At 71.1% G+C, this 17,570-nt stretch carries 19 protein-coding genes and 3 pseudogenes; 6 read left to right on the top strand and 16 right to left on the bottom strand.

What is annotated here, in order from left to right; translation table 11 throughout:
* Genes GVO57_RS04135 through GVO57_RS04105 form a run of 7 tightly spaced genes read right to left on the bottom strand, consistent with a single transcriptional unit; the run spans window position 1 to window position 6,846 of the window.
* Entirely contained in the window at window positions 1-420 is a 420-nt protein-coding gene (locus tag GVO57_RS04135; RefSeq protein ID WP_160592099.1) for a hypothetical protein, read from the bottom strand.
* Window positions 420-1,748: a FliI/YscN family ATPase gene (locus GVO57_RS04130; protein WP_160592097.1), complete on the bottom strand. Its 1,329-nt coding sequence runs from the start codon at window positions 1,746-1,748 to the stop codon at window positions 420-422. Before GVO57_RS04130 ends, GVO57_RS04135 begins: the two co-directional genes overlap by 1 nt.
* A complete protein-coding gene (locus GVO57_RS04125) occupies window positions 1,745-2,515 on the bottom strand; it encodes a FliH/SctL family protein (RefSeq protein ID WP_160592095.1) in 771 nt (256 codons plus the stop codon). The genes GVO57_RS04130 and GVO57_RS04125 overlap by 4 nt, the downstream gene beginning before the upstream one ends.
* Window positions 2,508-3,524, bottom strand: coding sequence for a flagellar motor switch protein FliG (gene fliG / locus GVO57_RS04120; RefSeq protein ID WP_160592093.1), 1,017 nt, complete (start codon window positions 3,522-3,524; stop codon window positions 2,508-2,510). Before fliG ends, GVO57_RS04125 begins: the two co-directional genes overlap by 8 nt.
* Window positions 3,521-5,203 carry a flagellar basal-body MS-ring/collar protein FliF gene (gene fliF, locus GVO57_RS04115; RefSeq protein WP_160592091.1) on the bottom strand — a complete coding sequence of 561 codons (1,683 nt, stop codon included), beginning with the start codon at window positions 5,201-5,203 and terminating at the stop codon, window positions 3,521-3,523. Before fliF ends, fliG begins: the two co-directional genes overlap by 4 nt.
* A gap of 3 nt (window positions 5,204-5,206) precedes the next feature.
* Window positions 5,207-5,572 carry a flagellar hook-basal body complex protein FliE gene (gene fliE / locus GVO57_RS04110; RefSeq protein WP_160592089.1) on the bottom strand — a complete coding sequence of 122 codons (366 nt, stop codon included), beginning with the start codon at window positions 5,570-5,572 and terminating at the stop codon, window positions 5,207-5,209.
* On the bottom strand, window positions 5,569-6,846 hold the full coding sequence (locus tag GVO57_RS04105; protein WP_201752687.1) for a sigma-54 interaction domain-containing protein: 1,278 nt from the start codon (window positions 6,844-6,846) through the stop codon (window positions 5,569-5,571). Before GVO57_RS04105 ends, fliE begins: the two co-directional genes overlap by 4 nt.
* A gap of 233 nt (window positions 6,847-7,079) precedes the next feature.
* On the opposite strand from GVO57_RS04105, the gene GVO57_RS04100 reads away from it, so the two are divergent.
* Window positions 7,080-7,889, top strand: coding sequence for a flagellin N-terminal helical domain-containing protein (locus GVO57_RS04100; RefSeq protein WP_160592087.1), 810 nt, complete (start codon window positions 7,080-7,082; stop codon window positions 7,887-7,889).
* A 238-nt stretch (window positions 7,890-8,127) separates the two neighbouring features.
* On the opposite strand, the gene GVO57_RS04095 is transcribed toward GVO57_RS04100, so the two are convergent.
* From GVO57_RS04095 to GVO57_RS14810, 9 genes and pseudogenes are all read right to left on the bottom strand, one after another.
* Window positions 8,128-8,859 (bottom strand): sigma-70 family RNA polymerase sigma factor, encoded by a 732-nt coding sequence (locus GVO57_RS04095; protein ID WP_160592084.1) that lies wholly within the window; start codon window positions 8,857-8,859, stop codon window positions 8,128-8,130.
* A 9-nt stretch (window positions 8,860-8,868) separates the two neighbouring features.
* Window positions 8,869-10,955, bottom strand: a pseudogene (flhA, locus tag GVO57_RS04090) (flagellar biosynthesis protein FlhA).
* Window positions 10,956-10,981: 26 nt separating this feature from the next.
* Window positions 10,982-11,797, bottom strand: a complete 816-nt coding sequence (locus GVO57_RS04085; RefSeq protein ID WP_160592082.1) for a hypothetical protein — start codon at window positions 11,795-11,797, stop codon at window positions 10,982-10,984.
* A gap of 199 nt (window positions 11,798-11,996) precedes the next feature.
* Entirely contained in the window at window positions 11,997-12,302 is a 306-nt protein-coding gene (locus GVO57_RS04080) for a flagellar protein FlgN (RefSeq protein ID WP_160592080.1), read from the bottom strand.
* Window positions 12,289-12,507, bottom strand: a complete 219-nt coding sequence (flgM, locus tag GVO57_RS04075) for a flagellar biosynthesis anti-sigma factor FlgM (protein ID WP_160592078.1) — start codon at window positions 12,505-12,507, stop codon at window positions 12,289-12,291. Before flgM ends, GVO57_RS04080 begins: the two co-directional genes overlap by 14 nt.
* 199 nt (window positions 12,508-12,706) lie before the next feature.
* Entirely contained in the window at window positions 12,707-13,219 is a 513-nt protein-coding gene (locus tag GVO57_RS04070; RefSeq protein WP_160592075.1) for a flagella basal body P-ring formation protein FlgA, read from the bottom strand.
* 52 nt (window positions 13,220-13,271) lie between these two features.
* Window positions 13,272-13,745: a flagellar motor protein MotB gene (locus tag GVO57_RS04065; protein ID WP_160592074.1), complete on the bottom strand. Its 474-nt coding sequence runs from the start codon at window positions 13,743-13,745 to the stop codon at window positions 13,272-13,274.
* Complete coding sequence (locus GVO57_RS14815) at window positions 13,742-14,092, bottom strand: MotA/TolQ/ExbB proton channel family protein (RefSeq protein ID WP_233281532.1); 351 nt, start codon at window positions 14,090-14,092, stop codon at window positions 13,742-13,744. Before GVO57_RS14815 ends, GVO57_RS04065 begins: the two co-directional genes overlap by 4 nt.
* Complete coding sequence (locus GVO57_RS14810; RefSeq protein WP_233281467.1) at window positions 14,041-14,391, bottom strand: MotA/TolQ/ExbB proton channel family protein; 351 nt, start codon at window positions 14,389-14,391, stop codon at window positions 14,041-14,043. The genes GVO57_RS14815 and GVO57_RS14810 overlap by 52 nt, the downstream gene beginning before the upstream one ends.
* 363 nt (window positions 14,392-14,754) lie before the next feature.
* On the opposite strand from GVO57_RS14810, the pseudogene flgB reads away from it, so the two are divergent.
* From flgB to GVO57_RS15565, 5 genes and pseudogenes are all read left to right on the top strand, one after another.
* A pseudogene (gene flgB / locus GVO57_RS04055) lies at window positions 14,755-15,110 on the top strand (flagellar basal body rod protein FlgB).
* Between the two features lie 2 nt (window positions 15,111-15,112).
* A complete protein-coding gene (gene flgC, locus GVO57_RS04050) occupies window positions 15,113-15,520 on the top strand; it encodes a flagellar basal body rod protein FlgC (RefSeq protein ID WP_407695708.1) in 408 nt (135 codons plus the stop codon).
* Between the two features lie 5 nt (window positions 15,521-15,525).
* Window positions 15,526-16,218: a flagellar hook assembly protein FlgD gene (locus GVO57_RS04045; protein ID WP_160592070.1), complete on the top strand. Its 693-nt coding sequence runs from the start codon at window positions 15,526-15,528 to the stop codon at window positions 16,216-16,218.
* Between the two features lie 36 nt (window positions 16,219-16,254).
* Window positions 16,255-17,441 (top strand): annotated as a pseudogene (locus GVO57_RS14805) (flagellar hook-basal body complex protein); the annotation flags it as partial.
* Window positions 17,427-17,561: a flagellar basal body rod C-terminal domain-containing protein gene (locus GVO57_RS15565; RefSeq protein ID WP_407695721.1), complete on the top strand. Its 135-nt coding sequence runs from the start codon at window positions 17,427-17,429 to the stop codon at window positions 17,559-17,561. The pseudogene GVO57_RS14805 and the gene GVO57_RS15565, both read left to right, overlap by 15 nt.
* The last annotated feature ends 9 nt before the right edge of the window (window positions 17,562-17,570 follow it).

Raw genomic sequence — 17,570 nt, 5'->3', positions numbered from 1 at the left:
TTAGCAAGGTCCGTGCCAGACGCGGGGCATGGGGCAGTTGTTCGAGCGCGCGGGCCGCAGCGGCATCGCGCTCGGCCTGCGCGCGGGCGAGCAGCTTTTCGACCGCCTGACGGTCGCGTGCCGCTGCCTCGGCGGCGGCCCGCGCGGCGTCATGCGCGGCGCGGGTCGCGGCCATGCGCCGGCCGGCCTCGATCCGGCCATCGGCCAGCCGGCCGCGATAGACAGCCGCCGCACCCAGGCCCAGCCCCCGGCCAGGCCGGGCTGCGGCCCGACTTCCCGGTGCAGCGCATCCAGCCGGGCGGCGAGATCGGCGGCGGCGCGTTCCTGATCGGCGGCGCGCAGCTGGTCGGCGCGGGCCAGATCGCGCGCGACCGTGCGGACGCGCAGCATCCGGGCCAGCCGCCGGGGGTCTCGCGCCATCAGGGCGTGCCGAACACGCCGACCAGCTCGGCGACCGCATCGTCAAGGCCGACACGGGCATCGGCATCCTGCGCCAGATAGTCGAGGATCGCCGGGTGATGGGCGAGCGCGGCGTCGATCGCCGGGTCCGCGCCGCTGCGATAGGCACCCATCAGGATCAGCTCGCGATTTTCCTCGTAAGTGGCGAGATGGCGGCGCAGCGCGCGCGCCGCCGCCAGATGGGCAGGTTCGGCAATGTCGGCCATCACCCGGCTGACCGAGGGGCCAAGGTCGATCGCCGGATAGACGCCGCGTTCGGCAAGCGCGCGCGACAGCACGATATGCCCGTCAAGGATCGCGCGCGCGCTGTCGACCACCGGATCCTGCCCGTCATCGCCATCGGCGAGCACCGTGTAGATGGCCGTGATCGCCCCCGGGCCATGGGCATCGGCACCGGCGCGCTCGATCAGGCCCGGCAGCATCGCGATGGCGGACGGCGGATAGCCGCGCGCCGACGCCGGCTCGCCCAGCGCAAGGCCGATTTCGCGCCCGGCATGGGCGACGCGCGTCAGGCTGTCGATGATCAGCAGCACGTTCAGCCCCTCGGCGCGATAGGCTTCGGCAATCGCGGTCGCGCGCATCGCGCCGCGGATGCGCAGCACCGGCGAATGATTGGCGGGCACCGCGACCACCACCGCGCGCGCGCGCGCTGCGCCGGCAAGCTTGGTTTCCAGAAAATCGCTGACCTCGCGGCTGCGCTCGCCGATCAGGCCGACAACGACGACATCGGCCTCGACCGCGCGCACGATCATGCCGAGCAGCACCGATTTGCCGACGCCCGATCCCGCCATGATGCCGACCCGCTGGCCGCGCCCGATGGTCAGCAGGCCGTTGATCGCCCGCACGCCGACATCGAGCGGGCGGGTGACGCGGGCGCGGTCGAGCGGGTTCTGCATCCGCCCGGCAAGCGGCCAGCACGCATCGGAGCGGATCGGGCCAAGCCCGTCGATCGGCTGGCCGGTGCCGTCGATCACCCGGCCGAGCAGCGCGCGGCCGACCTGGGCCGCGCCCGGCGGGCCGAGCGGCCTGACCGGCGCGCCGGGCAGCAATGCCGCCGGGCCGCCAAGGTTCATCAGCAGCAGATGCCCGGCGCGAAAACCGATCACCTCGGCCTCGACCATGCCCGCCCCGTCGCCGATGCGGCAGATGGTGCCGACCGGGAGCGCAAGGCCGCGCGCCTCCATCAGCAACCCGTCATAGGCGACCAGCCGCCCGATCCGGTCGGGCGCGAGCGCGAGATCGAGCCCGAGCGCATCCAGACAGGCATCGGCATGGGCCTGAAGGCTCATGCCGCGCCGCCTGCCGGTGCGGGACCAAGGGGAACGGCATCGAGCGCGGCGTGCAGGCGCGCCAGCCACTGATCCGGCCCGTCCATGATTTCGCCGTCGCGCGTTTCGATGACAAACGCCCCGCGCGCCAGCGCGGCATCGCCGGTCACGGCCAGCCCGTGGGGCAGATGATCGCCGATCGCGACGGCATCTTCGGGGTTGAGGCGCAGCCCTGCCGGGGCCGTGCGGTCGACGATCAGCGCCGCCGCCGCCGCGATCCGTGCCGCCGTCAGTTCGGCGGGCGGCACCGCCTCCCCCACGATCTGGGCGGTGAGATGCAGGACGGTCGCCCGCAGCCGTTCGGCAAGCCGGGCGTGCTGAAGCGTCGCCATCGCGGCCAGCCGGTCAGCAATCGCGGTCAACGCCGCGCCGGTCGCCCCGGCTTCGGCGGCTTCGGCGCGCCCGGCTGCCAGCCCGGCGGCATAGGCCTCGGCCCGGATCGCCTCGTTATCGCACGCGGCGGGCGGCGGGGCCGGTGACGGATCGGCCGGGCGCGGGCCAAACCGGCCATCGCCCATCGGGTCGAACGGGTCCCAGCCGGCGGTCGGCCGCGCGCCGGGCGCTGCCGGGCGGAAATGGCGCGGCGCGGGGGACGGATCGGCGGCGGCGGGCGGCGCGGCCTCGGCGGGCATGCCCAGACCGGCGGCAAAGCCGCCATGCATCGCGGCCATCGCCGCGCCCAGCGCCCCGGCATCGACGGCGCGGGCGCGCGCGAAGCGGTCAGACATAATCGTCGGACTGGTTGCCGAGGCGGATCGTGCCTTCCTTGGCAAGGCGGCGGGCGGTGGCCAGCATCTGGCGCTGCGCGTCGAGCACATCGCTCAGCCGCACCTGGCCGCGCGCGTCGATCTCGTCGCGCACCGTGTCGGCGGCGCGCTGCGACATGGCGGCCAGGAAGATCGCGCGCGCATCCTCGTCCGCGCCGCGCAGCGCGAGCACCAGCACATCGCTGTCGACCGCGCGCATCAGCGTGCCGAGGCTCTTCGGGTCAAGATCGAGCAGATGTTCAAACACGAACATCTCCTCCTCGATCCGCCGCGCGGTCTCGCGGTCGATCTTGGCTATGCGCGGCATCACCCGCTGTTCGACCCCGGCGCGCGCCTTGTTCATGATCGCCGCCGCCTCGCGCGTGCCGCCAAGCGGCAGGCCCGGCGCGCCAAGGCCCGGCCGCCGCGCCAGCAGATCGCGCAGCATGGCAAGCGCATCGGGCGAAATCGGGCCGAGCGTCGCGATCCGGTGCAGCACATCGGGCTGCATCGGATCGGGCAGATGCTCGATCACCTGCGCGGCCACCGCGGGATCGACATTGGCAAGCAGCACGGCTGCCACCTGCGGATGCTCGTCGCGCAGCAGCGCGGCCATGTCCTCCGGCTCCAGCCAGTCGAGCATCTCGATCGCGCAGGCCTCCTCACGCGGGGTGATGCGCGACAGCACGGTATCGGCGCGTTCGGGGCCGAGCGCCTTGGTCATCATCGTTTCGATCTGCGGGCGCGGATCGAAACCGATCGCCGAACAGCTGCGGGCGCGGGCGACGAAATCGTCGAGCACGGCGGCGACCTGGGGTTCGGCGACATCGGCAACGGCGAACATCGCCTTGCCGAGCCGGCGGACCTCGTCGGGATCGAGCTTTTTCAGGATCGCGGCGGCTTCCTCGTCACCGACAAGCATCATCAGCACGGCGGCCTTTTCGACGCCGGAAAAACCGCGCGGTGCGGCGCTGGACAAACTCTGGGTCATGCCTCGGCCTTCTGGTCGGAACGGATCATGTCGCGCACGGCAAGGGCCGCGCGCTGCGGATTTTCGCGGGTGAAGTCGCGCACCAGCCGGACCTTGTCCTCATAGCCGGCGGCATGGTCGATCCGCGCCAGATCGGCCGCCGGATCGGTCGGCACCGGTGCGGGGAGCGCCGCCTCGGGCGCGCGGCGCGGGCGCTGCATCAGCCGGATGAGCGGGCGCACGCCGAGCAGCAGCACCAGCAGCGCGACGATCAGCGCCGTGCCCTGGCGGGCGACGACCGGGAACCAGCCGGCCTCCCAGAACGGCGTGCCCGCCGCATCGGCCGGCCCGGCAAAGCGGCGCGACATGACCGCCACCTGATCGCGGCGGCCGGCATCATAGCCGACGGCGGCACGGACAAGATCGGTCAGCTGGCGCAGCTCCTGCGCGCTGCGCGGACGGCCGCTTTCGGGATCGCGCAGCACGACCGCGACCGACAGCCGGCGGATCGCGCCGGGCGCGGCGCGCGTCACCGACACCTCGCGGTCCAGTTCATAGGAGCGGGCGAACTGATCGGTCTGCTTGACGGCGGGCGCGACGGGCGTAGCAGGCGGCGGGGCCGTGCCGGCGGTCGGCTGGGGCTGGGCCCCGGCACGGACTTCGGATGCCGGCGGCGGCGTGTTCGACAGCGCACCGGGGATGCCGGCGGCGACCGGCGGCTCGGCCTGATTGCCGGTCCACTGCCCCTGTTCGGCGCGCAGCGCGCCTTGCTTGCCATAGGCTTCGCGCGTCGCCTGGGTTTCCGACAGATCGACCTCGGCCTGCACCTCGGCGGTGAAATTGCCCGCGCCGACCAGCGGGGTGAGCAGCTGGGCGATCTGGGCGCGGTATTTGTTCTCGACCTGGCGCTGGAACTCCAGCCGCTCGTCGGTCGCGGCCAGCGCCGCCCCGGCGGGCTTGGACAGCAAGGTCCCCGCGCCATCGACGATGGTCACCGCCTCGGGCTTCATCCCCGGCACGGACGAGGCGACGAGATTGATGATCGAGCGCACCTGCGCATCGGCCAGCGCGCGGCCGGCGGCCAGCCGGACGATCACCGAGGCCGAAGGCTGGGCGCTGTCGCGGACGAACACGCTCGCCTCGGGCATCGCCAGATGGACGCGGGCATCGGTCACGCCCTCGATCTCGCGGATCGAGCGCGCCAGTTCGGTCTCGCGCGCCTGGCGCAGCCTTTCGCCCTCGACCGCGCGGCTGACGCCCATCGGCAGCTGGTCGAGCAGCGCATAGCCGCCCGGATCCGCCTTGGGCAGATTCTGCGCGGCCAGCAGCATCCGCGCCCTGTAATAATCATCCTCGGCCACGGTCAGCGTGCCCGTGGCGGGATCGATGCGGTGGGCGATACCCGATTGTTCGAGCGCCTCGACCGCCGCCGCCTTGTCGGCATCGGCAAGGCCCGAAAACAGCGTCTTTTGCGGCGGCGCGGCCATCAGCGCCCAGGCCAGTGCCGCCGAGCCGATCAGCCCGGCCAGCCCGATGGCGGGCGCGCTGCGGCGGACGGCGGGCTGCGCCCAGAGTTCGCGCAGCGCGGCGACCGGCGGCAGGCGGCGGCCGGAAAGCCGTGCGGTCGTGGACGGCGGCGCGGACGGATCGGCCGGCCCCGGTTCGGGCGGCGACGCGGCGGCAAGAGCGGTCGTGACCATGGCTTAGACCGGCATGCTCATAATGTCCTTGTATGCGGACAGGATCTTGTTGCGGGCCTGGAGCGTCGCCTCGAAGGCGAGCGAGGCTTTCTGGCGGCTGAGCATCACCTGCGCGACGTCGACCGTCTCGCCGCGCTCATAGGCTTCGCTGGCCGCCGACGCCGCCGACTGGGCGCGGTTGACCGACTGGAGCGCGGCCTCGAGCGTGCCGGCAAAGCCCTGAGGCGCGGGGGCGGGCGGCGCGCCGATGCCGCCGGCGACCGGGGCTGCGGCCCCGCCGGTTGCACGTTGCAGCGCGGCGTTGCGTTCAAGGATCTGCGCGCGGATCGCCATCACCCGGTCCGCCCCGCTCAGGCCCGCGACGCTCATGCCCAGGCGCTCCGCCGGGTGGCGACGGCTTCGCCCGCCTCACGCATCCGCGCGAGCCGGTAGCGCAGCGTGCGCTCCGAAATCCCCAGCCGGCGCGCCGTCTCGACCCGGTTGCCGTTGCACTGGGCAAGCGCGTCGCGGATCGCCTGCACCTCGTGCAGCCGCACGATGTTGCCCAGCGTCGGATCGGCGGGGGCGGGCGCGCTGTCCATCACCGCCGCCGGTGCCGGGCGCGCCGACGGATCGAACACGATATCGGCCGCCGCAATCCGGTCGCCCGCCGACAGCAGCAGCGCGCGCTGGACGACATTTTCCAGTTCGCGGACATTGCCCGGCCAGTCATGCCGGGCAAGCGCGGCCAGCGCCGCCGCATCGGGCCAGGGCAAAGCGGGCCGCTGGCCGGCATGGCGCAGGATCATCGTCGCGGTCAGCGCCGCCACGTCCTGCGGCCGCGCGGACAGGGCAAGGGTCGCGAGCGGAAACACGCTCAGCCGGTAATAAAGGTCGGCGCGGAAGCGCCCGGCGGCCACTTCGGCCGGCAGATCGCGGTTCGCACAGGCGATGACGCGGACATCGACCGGCTCGGCCGCGGTCGCGCCCAGCGGCACCACCTCGCGCTCCTGCAGCACGCGCAGCAGCTTGGCCTGCAGGCCGATCGGCATTTCGGCGATCTCGTCGAGCAGCAGCGTGCCGCCATCGGCGGCGCGGAAAAAGCCCTGCGCCGGGGCGCTTGCACCCGTGAACGCGCCCTTCACATGACCGAACAGCAGCGCTTCGAGCATCGCTTCGGGCAGGGCCGCGCAGTTGACGGCGATGAACGGCCCGGCGGCGCGCGGCGAGCTGTTGTGGATGTGGCGGGCGATCACCTCCTTGCCGGTCCCGGTCGGGCCGTTGACCAGCACGGTGATGTCGCTGGCCGCCACCCGTTCGGCGAGCGCGCACAGGGCAAGGCTGCCGGGATCGGCGGCCGCCGGCGCATCGCCCGCCAGCAGCGCGGCGGCGAGATGCCGGGCGAAATCCTGATCCTCCGCGCCATAGCCGAGCCGGGCGGGCGCACCGTCGCGCGCCGGCACCAGCACGCGGTCGGCCCCGTTCATCAGGATCAGCGTCGTGCGCGGGGCGGGCGGTGCCTCACCCTCGGCGATCACGAAGCGGTCGCCGGCGCGCGGCCGGTCGCCCGCATAAGGCCGCACGTCCCGGCCCAGCCCCTTCAGCCAGGACAGGAGCTGCGGGTGCTGCCGCATCGCCTTGTCGGTGTGGAAGATGGTTCCCATCGTCTCGGCCCCCTTGTTCGAGGACCGGTATCCAAAAATGAGGTAAAACAGTCGTTAACGCTGATTTTTGTTCTACGCGCGCGCGTAGAGGCCTTTCGGCGGTGGCGCGCGGGGCGGCGCGAAAAATCCGCTAAAGCCCGGACGACATGAGCCGTTTTCTGGGGTGGCTGCTCTGGCTTCGCTGTCGTTCCTGCGACGAGGAAGCGCGGCCAGACCACAGACGGAGACCGGACATGACTGTGATTTCGACCAACTCGGCGGCGCTCAGGGCGCAGAACGGCTCGCGCACCGCCCAGCTTTCGCTGCAGACCGCGATGGAGCGGCTGTCGACCGGCAAGCGCATCAACAGCGCGCGCGACGACGCCGCCGGCCTCGCCATCGCCAGCTCGATGACCTCGCAGATCCGCGGCATGAGCCAGGCGATCCGCAACGCCAATGACGGCATCTCGCTCGCCCAGACCGCCGAAGGCGCGCTGACCGAGGTGACCAACATGCTGCAGCGCATCCGCGAACTGGCCGTGCAGTCGGCCTCGGGCACCTATAGCGACGCTGACCGCGCGAACCTGCAGACCGAAGTCGCCGAACTGGGCGCGCAGATCGACGACATCATCGAAAACACGACCTTCAACGACGTGACCCTGTTCGGCACCAACGACGTCGAGGTCGATATCCAGACCGGTGCCGATGACGGCCAGACGGTGACGCTCACCATCACCGGGCTTGACCTGTCGGACGCGACCGGCGCCGATATCTCCGACGCCGCCGACGCCTCGACCGCGCTTGGCGACGTCGATGCCGCGCTCGATGCGGTCAACACCACCCGCGCGTCGCTGGGCGCCGGACAGAGCCGCCTGCAGTCGGTGGTCAACAACCTGACCAACAACATCAACAATCTGTCGGATGCGCGCAGCCGCATCGAGGACACCGACTTCTCGGTCGAGACGACGAACCTCGCCAAGGCCCAGATCCTGAGCCAGGCGGCGACCGCGATGCTCGCCCAGGCCAATCAGAGCGCCTCGGGCGTGCTGAACCTGCTGCGTTAAGGCGCAGTCGGGAGTTACGTTTGTGTTCGCGTTTGAGTTCGCGTTCGAGTTTGCGTTCGTAACCGTTGCGTAGCGGACAAAACCCGCCCCCGGCGCCCCCAACGCGCCGGGGGCTTTTGCATGGCCGGCCCGCGCCACCGGCAGCGGCCACCGGATCGGGGCGCGTCGATGATGCAAAAAGATGCGGCCCGCGATCAGGAGACCGGGGCCGCAGGAGATCGAAGGAGACGGCTGCGGCTCAGCCGGTCTGGCGGGCGAGCGCGTGCCTCAGCTTCTGGTGGGCGGCCTTTTTGATCTGGCAGATCCGCGCCGCGCCGACGCCCAGCACCTGGCCGATTTCCTCCAGATTCAGCTCCTCGACATAATAAAGCTGGATCACCTGCGCCTCGCGCTCCGACAGGGTTGCGATCGCGGCGGTCAGCGCGCGGTGCAGATCCTCCTGCTCCAGCGTGGCGAACGGATCGGGCTCGTCGCTCATGAACCACGGGCTGTCATCGGAATAGACGCCGTCGATCGGCTCCATCCGCACCGGCCGCGCGTCGAGATAGTCGGTGCGCAGCCGGTCGCGCGTCACGCCCAGCCGCTCGGCCAGCTCGGCCTCGGTCGCCGGGCGGCCATGCGCGGCGGCAAGCGCCGCCTCCGCCTCGGCCAGCGCCCGCCGCCGGCGCATCGCGCCCCGGGTCAGCGTCGCCTGGCGGCGCAGCGCATCGATCATCGCGCCGCGGATGCGGGTCGCGAGATACTGGGCGAAGGTCACCTGGCCGCGATCCTCGAAGCTCGCGGCGGCCTCGACCAGCGCGACAAGGCCGGTCTGGATCAGATCCTCGACCTCGACCGCATTCGACACCGAACCATGGACATGCCAGGCGATGCGGCGAACCAGCGGCATATGCGCGCGGATCATCGCCTCGCTGCCGGCGGGCTGGCCGGGACGGTCATAGACAAGCGGCATCATGGGGGCAGTGGCCATATCGGATCCTCAGGCCGCGAGTTGCTGGGGGGCGCCGATCACGGCGACGACTTCGACCGGCTTGTCGTCCGGCACTTCGAGAAAACTCATCACCGGCGTGTCCGGCAGGGCGGTCCTGACCAGCTTGCGCAGCGCGATGCGAATGCCCGGCTGCACGATCAGCGCGAACGGCCGCGCCTCGGCGATCAGCGGCTCGGCCGCCTGATGCAGCGAATCGAGGATGCGCCGGCCAAGCTCGGGATCGATCATGTGGCGGCGGGCGGGGTCGGACCGCACTGCCTGCCCCAGGATCGCTTCCAGCCCGGCCTCGAGCGTCATCACGCGCAGCGGCTCGCGCGGGGCGCACAGCTTCTGGATGATCAGCGGGCCGAGATCGGGGCGGATCGCCTCCGCCAGCTCCTCGGCGTCGAGCGTGCGCTGCGCGGCAACCGCAATCGCAGCGCCGATGCGCCGGAACTCGCGGATCGGGATGTTTTCCGCCAGCAGCGCGCGCAGCACCTGGGTCAGCACGGTGAGCGGCACCGGATTGGGCGACAGCGAGGCGACCAGCTGCGCCGCCTGTTCCTTCAGCCGGTCGAGCAGGCTCTGCACCTCGTCGGGGCCGAGCAGATCGGCGGCATGGCTGCCAAGCAGATGGTTGAGATGGGTGGCGATGACCGTGCCGCTGTCGACGACCATATAGCCCTGCGCGGTCGCCGCATCGGCATCGGCCGCCGCGATCCAGGTCGCATCAAGGCCGAAGGTCGGATCGCGCGCCGCCCGCCCGCGCAGGCGGCCGACCGCCTGCCCGGTATCGAGCGCCAGCATCTCGTCGGGCGCGACCTCGTCCTCGCCGACGACGACGCCGTTCACCAGCACGCGGTAGCGATAGGGCGCGAGGCCGATATTGTCGCGCACCCTGACCTGCGGCACGACAAAGCCCAGTTCCTTCGACAGCTGACGCCTGACGCCGGTGATCCGCGCCATCAGCGGCGCGCCCGCGCGTTCATCGACCATCGGCACCAGCCCATAACCGATCTCAAGATTGACCTGCATCGCATCGGCGACTTCGGACCAATCGATGCGGCTGATGTCGCCCGGCTCTTCGGCAAGCGGGGGCGGCGCGGCATCGGCGCGGGCCTGCGCACGGGCGAGCGCCCAGGCGGCAAGCCCGGCAATCGCCGCCGCCGGCAGCAGCAGCAGCCCCGGCATGCCCGGCAGCAGGCCGAGCAGGGCGAGGATCGCCGCCACCGGCGCCCAGGTGCGCGGGCTGGCGAACTGGCTACCGATCTGGCCGGCCAGATCATGGGCAGAGGCGACGCGGGTGACGATCGCCGCCGCCGCGATCGACAGCAGCAGCGCCGGGATCTGCGCGACCAGCGCGTCGCCGACCGCCAGCAGCAGATAGGCCCGCGCCGCAGCACCGATGCCCAGCCCATGGCTTGCGACCCCGATCACCAGCCCGCCCAGCACGTTGACGCCAAGGATCAGCAGCGCGGCGATCGCATCGCCCTTCACGAACTTGGACGAACCGTCCATCGACCCGTAGAAATCGGCCTCGGTCGCCACTTCGGCGCGGCGGGCCTTGGCTTCGTCGGGGGTGATCAGCCCGGCATTGAGATCGGCATCGATCGCCATCTGCTTGCCCGGCAGCGCATCGAGGGTGAAGCGCGCCGACACTTCCGACACGCGCCCGGCCCCTTGGTGATCACCACCATGTTGATGATGACCAGAATGGCGAAGACCAAGAGGCCGACGACATAATCGCCGCCGATCAGGAAGCTGCCAAACGCCTCGATCACATGGCCGGCGGCGGCATTGCCTTCATGGCCATGGACAAGCACGACGCGGGTCGAGGCGACGTTGAGCGCCAGCCGGAACAGGGTGGCGAGCAACAGCACGGTCGGAAAGCTCGAGAAGTCGAGCGGCTTTTCCGCGTTGAGCGCGACCATCAGCACCGCGACCGAAATCATGATGTTGAGGATGAAGAACAGGTCGAGCAGCGCCGCCGGGATCGGCACGACCATCAGCAGGACGAGCAGCAGGATGCCCGCCGGCAGCGCGGCGACCCGGCCGGCGCGACCGGCCATGGCCGGGTTCATCGTCAGGCTGGCCATGATCTCAGCCCCCATGCCGGCAAGCATCAGATAGGCGAGCCGCGCGGTTTCGGGCCGGGGGCGCAGCAGATTGTCCTGCGCTCGCCCGCGCGCCAGCAGATCATCAAGCGTGGTGCGCCCGTCGGTTTCCGCGCCCGGGACGGCAACCGCCTGCGCGAATGCGGGTGCCGCGGGGGCGGCAAGGTCCGGCAACGCTTTGCCGCCCCGGCAAGCCGCGCGCCGCGTTCCAGCCGTTCGGCGAAGCGGCCATGGATTTCGGCCACCGAACGTGCCCGGCCATCGGGCGCGAAGAACACATTGCGATTGGCGGCAGCGGCGGCGGGGAACATCCGCGCTGCCGGCTGGCCGGGATCGCTGTCGAGCGCGGCGATGAAGCGGCGCGCGCCGCCCAGGCCAAGGAAATGGGCCATGTACAGGTCGGCCGACCCCATGTTGCGCCCGAACCGCGCCTCAAGCTCGGCCTTGTTGTCGGCGGCATGTTCGGCGGCCATCAGCGCGGCGGTGCGCGGATCGCGGCGCAGGTCGAGGATCGCGCGGCGCAGCGCGGGATCGGCGACATTGAAGCGGCCGCCCGGCCCCTCGGTGATCGCCGCCGCCGCCCAGCCAAGGCCATGGGCGGCACCGTGGCGATGGACGATGCCCAGCCAGCTCTGGTCGATGAACTGATACAGCCCTCGGCGCTGCTGGTCGCTGCGCGCGCATCGGGACGCATCGCCGATTCGACCTGCGCCTGGCCGAGCAGATAGGAGAAATCCATGCCGGTCCGCGCTGCCGCCACCGCAATGGCGGAATGGACCCCGCCGGGCCGATCCTGAACGCTGAAGCTGGCGATCGTCATGCACGCATCCCGTTGATTCGGGATCGGTTCAGCAAAGATCGTGCCAGAAACCGTCGTGCTGGTCGGGGACGGCGCGGCGGCCCCTCAAGCCCCCGGATCGCCGCACCGCCCCCGTGGCACCGCCCCGGTCGCGCACAGCGGCTGCGCGCCCGGAGCGGCGACCCGTCCTCCTCCCCGCGGGCGACCGGGGGAGGAAGTTCCGCTTACGCTGCTGCGCGCGGCGTGTAGGCAACCGGCGCGGTGCCGGTCAGCGCCTCGAGCCGCTGGCGCACATTGGCGCTCATCAGATTGACATAGACGCGCGCCAGCTCGTTGAGGCGCATCGCCTCTTCGGCCAGCGCCCGCTCCTCGGTCGACAGCGGATTGTCCTGGCCCGAGGCGAGAAGGGCGATCCGCTGTTCCTTGATGTCGGTCGCCTCGGCAAGCGCCACGATGTCGAACGCTTTGAGCGCCGCAAGCTCGGCGTTCAGCGACGTGATGACCTGGCCGAGCGCTTCAATCCTGCTCATCGGGTTTCGCCCAAAGCATCTTTGCCGCGATCAGCCGGTCGGCGATCCTGGCAGGCGTGATCGGAAAGCGGCCCTCTTCGAGCGCGCGGCGAATCTCGGCGACCCGGTCGGCATCGACGGGCGGCCGGGCCGCCATCTCGCGTGCGGCGCGGCGCGTGTCGACCGGCGCATCGGCCCGGCCGGCGGACGCCCGCTCCGCCCGCACCGGAGGTGCCGCCCCCGGATCTGGCTGACCCCCTGAATCTGGCTGACCGGCGCAGGGCCGGACTTGATGCTGATCGGATCCACCACCCCTGCCTCCTTCGCCGCGGTTTTCGGTCCTGAGGCTGAATACGGCCGGATCGGACGGGGCTTTAACGGCGTAACAGAGTTTTCTGGGCAAAGTTTTCTGGCGGGCGGGGCGCTCAGCGCGGCGGCAGCATCGCCCGGCCGGGGGCGACAGCAATGGCCTGAACGGGCGTGCGCGCGCCCTCGACCTTCACCGCAACCCGTGCGCCGGGCGCCGCATCGGCCATGGCAACCGCCTCTGCCGACACCGAAAATCCCGGCTGTTCGCTGGCCAGCGTCACCGGGTCGCCGCGCCGGATCACCGGTTCGGCGACGCGCGGCACCGGCGATGCGGCGGGACCGGCCGCCGTCCCATTCGCTGCCGCCTGCCGGACGGCGACGAAGATCCGCCAGCCGCCGGCTTCCGGGCAGCGGATGACGATCGCATCGTGCGCGGGGGTGCGCCAGGCGAATTCGGGGCTGGACGGGCAGCTTTGCAACCGCAGCCGCCGGTCGATGGGGGCGACCGGCCCGCCCGCCTCGCCCAGCCGGGCACCGGCGAAGATTTCGGCGGCACGGTCGAGCACCGCCAGATCGGTGATGGCCGGCGCGGACGGCGCGGCCAGGACAGTCAGCAGCAGGGACAGCATCGGCAAACTCCTTGATCGCAACGGGCAGCGGCGGCGACGCCGACAGGGCCGGTCATGGGTCGTAGGATATGGCAAGGGCGACATGCCCCGCGCCCGGTTCCACCGTCGCGGCAAGGCGCAGCCGTGCCCGGTCGACCGGCAGTGCGCGGGCAGCGGCTTCGGCACGGGCGGCGGCCAGCGCCAGCCCCTCGGCCGGGGTGGCATGGCCGGTCACGACGATATGGCTGCGCGGGTCGGCGGCGGCCTGCCGCGCCCATTCAGCGAGCGCCGCCGATGCCGCGCGCGGCAGGCGGGCATAACCCGACGCAAAACCGTCGATGCGGTTCGCGGCCACCGCCAGCCGGGGGGCATCGGTGCCGCCAAAGGCATCGCGAATGCCGGCGGCAATGGCGGCACGGCGTGGCGCGGGATCGCGCGCGCTTGCCTGAATGAGCACGAAAAAGCCGAGCAGCAGCAGCGACAGATCGGCAAGCGTGACCAGCCAGAGCGGCCGCGCGCGCGGCGTCCAAAGGGCGTCAGGGGTCATGCGGCCACATCCCGGCGGGTGGATGGCAGCTCGCGCGCGGCAAAGGCGCGCAGCGGCGCGACCAGCTGCGCCCGCCCGGCGGCCTCCGCCTCGGACAGGCGGGCCAGCCGCGCGGCCAGCGGCGCGGCAACCAGATTGGCGATCAGCGCGCCGTAAAGCGTCGCCAGCAGCGCAACCGCCATGGCCGGGCCGATGGCGGCGGGATCGTCCATCCGGCGGAACAGCGCGACCAGGCCGAACAGCGTGCCGATCATCCCCATTGCCGGCGCGGCCTCGGCGGCGGCCAGCCACCAGCCTATCGCGATCCGGTGCCGGGCACGGCGCGCGGCCTGCCGGTCCTCGGCCAGTGCCGCGACCCGATCGGGGGTGGCCCCGGCGGCGATGGCAGCAATGGCGGCGGCGATATCGGGATCGGCAGGCGCGAGCCGGTCGATCGCCAGCACCCCCGGTCGCGCGCCACCCGCTCCGCCTGGGCAAGCTGCGCGCGCACCGCGGCGGCGTCGAACCCCGGCCGCACCAGCCGCCCCAGCGCGGCAAAGGCGCGCAGCGTGTCGCTGAGCGGCCCGCGCAGCAGCGTCGCGATCAGCGTGCCGCCCAGCACAAGGCCCAGCGCAATCGGATCGAACAGGAAGGACATGCCGGTCATGGCCGGCGGCAAAGCAAGCCCCGGGCCAGATCGGCGAACCGGCAGCCGGTGCGCGACAGCCCCCTGCCGGCCAATCGCGCTGCACGCGCGGGCAAGCTGCCCCGAACAGGGCGAACAGGCGCGCGATTGCCGGACGGGCGGCAAGATGCTGCCGCCCGCTTGCCGGAACGGGCGTCCGGCGGTGGAGAAGGTGGGAACGGGGCGGGAGCGCACCCCACCTGTGCCGCTGCCTGAGCCGCTGCCTGTGCCGCCGGCCCCACCCTGCGCCACCTCTCAATATAGGCGATTTGGCACGGCTTTTGCTGACCCACCGCTGAAAATCCGCGTGGCGACGTGCGCCAGGCCGGTTTCGGAGGAGCCATTATGGCAATGGGCAATGATCTGTTCGGCGTGCATGGCACCGCGCTCGCCCTGCGTTCGCAGCGGCTCGGCCTGCTCGCCTCCAACATCGCCAACGCCTCGACCCCTGGTTACAAGGCGAAGGATCTGGATTTCGGCGCGGCGCTTGCCGCCGCAGGCAAGGGCGGCCTCGCCCCGGCCAGGCCGGGGAAGCGGCCACCCGCTACCGCGTGCCGGTGCAGCCCTCGCTCGACGGCAACACCGTTGAGCTGAATACCGAACAGACGCTGTTTGCCGAAAACGCCGTCGCCTATCAGACGACCCTGTCGTTCCTGAACGGGCGCATCCAGACGCTCACCCGCGCGCTCCGGGGCGAATGACGATGACCGGGCCGCGCAGCATCTTCGACGTCGCCGGGCGCGCCATGTCGGCGCAGCTCGTGCGCATGAACACCACCGCGTCGAACCTGGCCAATGCCGGCGGCGTCGCCGGCAGCGAGGCCGGCGCCTACCGGTCGATCAAGCCGGTGTTCCGCACCAGCTATGACCAGGCCAGCGGGCTGGCGACCGTCGACGTCCAGCAGGTCGTCACCGCCGGCCCCGCCCCCACCCGCCGCCACGATCCGAGCCACCCGCTCGCCAATGCCGATGGCGATGTGTTCGACGCCGCCGTCGATGAAACCAGAGAGCTGGTCGACATGATGGAAACCGCCCGCAATTATCAGAACAATGTCGAGGTGCTGCAGACGGCGAAGTCGCTGATCCTCGACACGCTGAAGCTTGGCCGGTGACGGCGATGACCAGCGTGCAGACCTTTGACCAGACGCTCGGCCAGCTCGGCATCCGGCGCAGCGGCATTGCCGGCGCGCCCGAGGTCAGGACCGAGCTTGAGGCGAACAGCCTGGGCCAGGACGCGTTCCTGAAGCTGCTGACCGAACAGCTGCGCAACCAGGATCCGTTCGAACCGGTCAAGAACGAGAACATGGTCGCCCAGATGGCGCAGTTTTCAAGCGTCGCCGGCATTTCGGACATGAACGCGACGCTGCGGGCGATGTCGGGCCGGCTGGAAGCCGCCGGTTCGGCCCAGGCCATCGCCTATGTCGGCAAGACCGTGCTTGTCGAAGGCGACACCGCCTTTGCGCGCACCGACGGCACGCTCGACGCCGTGCTGCCGCTGGCTGAAAGCGCCGAGGATGCGACGGTGATGATCACCGACCAGAACGGCACGCTGTTGAAGACGATCAGCCTTGGCGCGCAGCGGCCCGGCGAGGTCGCGATCGGCTGGGACGGGCGCACCGACAGCGGCGCGCCCGCCGGCCCCGGCCCGTTCCGCATCACCGCCAGCGTCCTGCGCGGCGGGGCGCGCGTGGCGGCCCCGGTCAATGTCTGGGCGCCCGTCACCTCGATCAGCATGACCGGCACCCAGCCCATGCTCAACCTTGCCGGGCTTGGCCAGCGGCCGCTCACCGCCGTCCGCCAGGTCGCCTGACACCCCCGCCTTCCGCGTTTTTCACAGGAGCCACCCATGTCCTTCTACACCTCGCTGTCCGGCCTGCAGGGCGCCCAGACCGAGCTGTCGGCCATCTCGCACAATCTGGCCAATGTCGGCACCAACGGCTTCAAACGCAGCCGGGTCGAGTTTGGCGACGTGATCGCCTCGACCGCGACCAAGAGCCCGACCCAGATGATCGGCTCCGGCTCCTATGTGAAAGGCGTGCGCCAGCAATTCGCGCAGGGCGGGCTGCAGCAGTCCGGCTCCGCGCTCGACCTTGCGGTGTCGGGCGAGGGGTTTTTCGTCGTGAAGCCCAATCCCAACACCAGCGAGGTCGCCTTCACCCGCAACGGCGCGTTTTCGGTGTCGGCCGACCGGTTCGTCGTCGATGCGCAGGGCGCATCGGTGCAGGTCTATCCGGTCGATGGCAGCGGCACCGTGGTGTCGACCGGGCTGGATTCGACCGTGTCGCTGCGCCTGCCGCAGACCAACGGCACGCCGCGCCAGACCACCGAGGCGCGGGTGTCGGTCAACCTGTCGGCCAACTCGCCGGTGCCGTCCGCCGATCCGCGCTGGACGGCGGCCAGCCCCTATGCGTTCAGCCGCTTCGATCCCGACACCTATAACTTCTCCGCATCGACGGTGATCTATGATTCGGTCGGCAATCCGATGACGCTGACCAATTACTATGTCCGCGAAACCTCGCCGGGCGGGGCGGCGCCGACCAGCCAGTGGCGCGTCTACAGCTTTGTTGGCGACCAGCAGCTGTCGGCCGATCCGGCCCAGCCCAGCCCGCCCAGCCGCTGACGCTCAGCTTCGATGCCAATGGCAATCTGCTGACCCCCGCCGGGCCGACCAACTTTGCGACCTTCCAGCCGGTCGGTGCCGCGCCGCAGGACATGGTGATCGATTTTTCGGTCGCGACCACCCAGCGCCCCTCGGCCTCGACGATCGTCGCCCAGACGCAGAATGGCGAACCGATCGGCCAGCTCGAAGGCGTGACCGTGGATGCCAACGGGCTGGTCCGCGCCAGTTTCTCGAACGGCGCGGTCGAACCGCTCGGCAAGATGGTGATGGCGCGCTTCGCCAATCCGCAGGGGCTGCGCCAGCTGGGCAACAGCTATTGGTCGGCCTCGGGCCTGTCGGGGGAGCCGGATGTCGGCGAGGCCGGCCAGGGCGGGTTCGGCAGCCTGCTTGCCGGCGCGATCGAACGGTCGAATGTCGATATCACCGAGGAACTGGTCGGCCTGATCGCCGCCCAGCGCAACTTCCAGGCGAACGCCAAGGCGATCGATACCGCCTCGAACCTCGCCCAGACGATAATCAACATCCGCAACTGACGGGCCTGA

The sequence above is a fragment of the Sphingomonas changnyeongensis genome, assembly GCF_009913435.1.
In the GTDB taxonomy this organism is placed as follows: Bacteria; Pseudomonadota; Alphaproteobacteria; order Sphingomonadales; family Sphingomonadaceae; genus Sphingomonas_B; species Sphingomonas_B changnyeongensis.
Note: the sequence above shows the minus strand (reverse complement) of the source record. Positions and strands in the feature narration are given on the sequence as shown.